The organism is Rhizobium sp. P1_E1 (genome assembly GCF_056406015.1).
This window is the reverse complement of record NZ_JBFUAY010000419.1, coordinates 1-2,258: the sequence shown is the minus strand read 5'-3', so window position 1 is coordinate 2,258 and position 2,258 is coordinate 1. Positions and strand designations below refer to the sequence as shown.

Sequence of the window (2,258 nt, the reverse complement as noted above, 5' to 3'; positions counted from 1 at the left end):
GCGATAGACAATTCATAAAATGTGAGCTTCTGCGTCTGCCGGCTTGCTCTGGAACCAGTAAAGTTCGTTTCTCCCTCGTCGAGCAGGGACAATGCGGGGCGACGACCCGATCTGCCCTCAATTGCGCGCAAAGACTGTCCGAGTTGCAAGGCTACTTGCTTCCGATGTCACGCGCGGCGCGCCTGCCCCATCCGGCCGGACCCGGGCGCGCCGCGACTTCTCATCAGGTTGCTTCGAGCACCATGTTGAGCGGGGTCTGGGCTGCTCGGCGGACATGAGTGAAACCGCCCGACCGGATTACCTCGGCCAATCGCTTCTCTCCCGCCTGAGCGCCAAGTGCTATTCCCGTCTCCTGCGCAAGCGAGGTTGGAACGCAGATCATCGTCGAGGCTGAGTAGTAGAGCCGTCCAACTGGGTTGATATTCTCCTCCAGCGTATCTCCGGCCATTGGTTCGACCACCATCCACGTGCCGCCCTCCTTCAATGCCTTTCGGATATGAGCCGCAGCGGCTATTGGGTCGCCCATGTCGTGCAAGCAGTCGAAGCAGGTGATCAAATCGAAGTCTCGGCCGTCGAAGTCCTGCGCCCGGCCGATCTCGAAGCGCACGTTCGTCAGGCCATCTGCCCGAGCGTGGGCGGTCGCTGCCGCGATCGAATCCGCATGGAAGTCGTAGCCGATGAACCGCGAATTAGGGAAAGCCTGAGCCATGAGGATCGTCGAGAGCCCATGTCCGCAGCCGACGTCGGCCACAGTCGCGCCCGCCTTCAACTTGTCGACAACGCCATCGAGCGCCGGCAGCCAGTCCTGCACGAGGGCGTTGACATAGCCGGGCCGGAACAGCTTCGCCACAGCGCAGAACATGCAGCCGGCCTGATCCCCCCATGCCACGCCTCGACCGGTTTTGAAGGCAGACTGGACCTTCGGCTGGTTTTCGACCATCGCAGCAGCGGTATCGAACCCTCCGATCAGATTGACCGGGCTGTTAGGCTCAGCAAACACGAGGGCCTGCTCGGGCGTCAGCGAGAACAATCCTCGCTCATGGTGCACATAACCTGAGGCGGCCTGTGCCGACAGCCACTCGCGGACATAACGAGGTGCGCATCCCGAGGCATCGGCAAGGTCGTCGGCCTTCACCGGCCCGATCTCCTTCAGCGTCCTGTATAGCCCCACCTCATGTCCGATCCGGACCAGCGACACGCTGAACGCTCCGCCAAGGTCGCCATGGACGCGGTCCACGAGTTCTTTGAGCCTTGTCTCGTTGACGTCCGTCATGTCGGATCCCTCCTATTTTGTGGCGGCCTCATGCGCGCTTGCGGTCCAAAGGCACGCCAACAGATGAACTCGATACAATCGGATAACCGCATTTAGCTTTACCGATGCGGCTTCCACTCAGCATTGCTTGTGCCAACTAAATTTCGCCGCTAACCCCTTGAGGTTGCTTTATTGTTTACTTGCTTATGTTCGATTATGTTGTCGGGTTTTGGACATATCGTGTCGCAATCCGCCCCCTGATACACCAGGGCGATGAAGTGGAAGTTCATGGGCTGGGCAAGAACGGGCCAAGGAGGTATCCACGATCGCCCGGAGATTGATATGATCGGGTGCGCGCCCCACACAATCGTCCTAGCAAACTCCTGTTGGAAGCTCTGGGACAAGGTCACCCCACACGCCCGACTGACCAAGATCATCGTATCGCAGGATGCGCTTTACCACCCCCAGGTGGAGCAGCCTTCCGACATTCGGCGAATATGTCCTACTAAACCTCATGGTCCAGCATCTCGGTGATGAGTGGCGTTGGGGGTGAGCCTCGCCAAGGGTCTAGACCGGCGACGCGGGAGTCGGTATTTGCAGAGGCAAGTAGCATTGGCGAAATCTCGCCGAGACATCATCCCAGATACAAGGCTTCCTTAAAGTGAAAAAAGTCCAGCGCAGCTTTGCCGTCGAGTACAAATCAGGTCGGCGAAAACTCAATTCCAAAGCGAACTCGATTTGGGGAGACACCGATCTGAAGTCCGTTGCTCAAGATCTGCAGGATGAGGCAATGCCATTTATGTCTTTAACTCCGCAGGCAAGAAGCAGCGAGATGCTTGTATCCGGAGAAGAACAGGCCGGGCCGTTATTGACACTGCCGATCGGGCGGGAGACAAATGCATCGGCTTTACAGGAGACCACAATGGCCGACGAAAACGCTACGATGATCAATGCTGACACGCCGGCCGCCGCGGCGCCCGATGTGCCGAAAAAAACGCGCAAACCT

General features: G+C 58.5%; 1 protein-coding gene and 1 pseudogene. One reads left to right on the top strand and one right to left on the bottom strand.

The features are described 5' to 3' along the window. Window positions 1-223 precede the first annotated feature (223 nt). Window positions 224-1,273: a class I SAM-dependent methyltransferase gene (locus AC1D1Z_RS36550; RefSeq protein ID WP_130657487.1), complete on the bottom strand. Its 1,050-nt coding sequence runs from the start codon at window positions 1,271-1,273 to the stop codon at window positions 224-226. A 640-nt stretch (window positions 1,274-1,913) separates the two neighbouring features. Here AC1D1Z_RS36550 and AC1D1Z_RS36545 point away from each other — a divergent pair. After that, window positions 1,914-2,258: pseudogene (locus AC1D1Z_RS36545) on the top strand (transcriptional regulator); the annotation flags it as partial.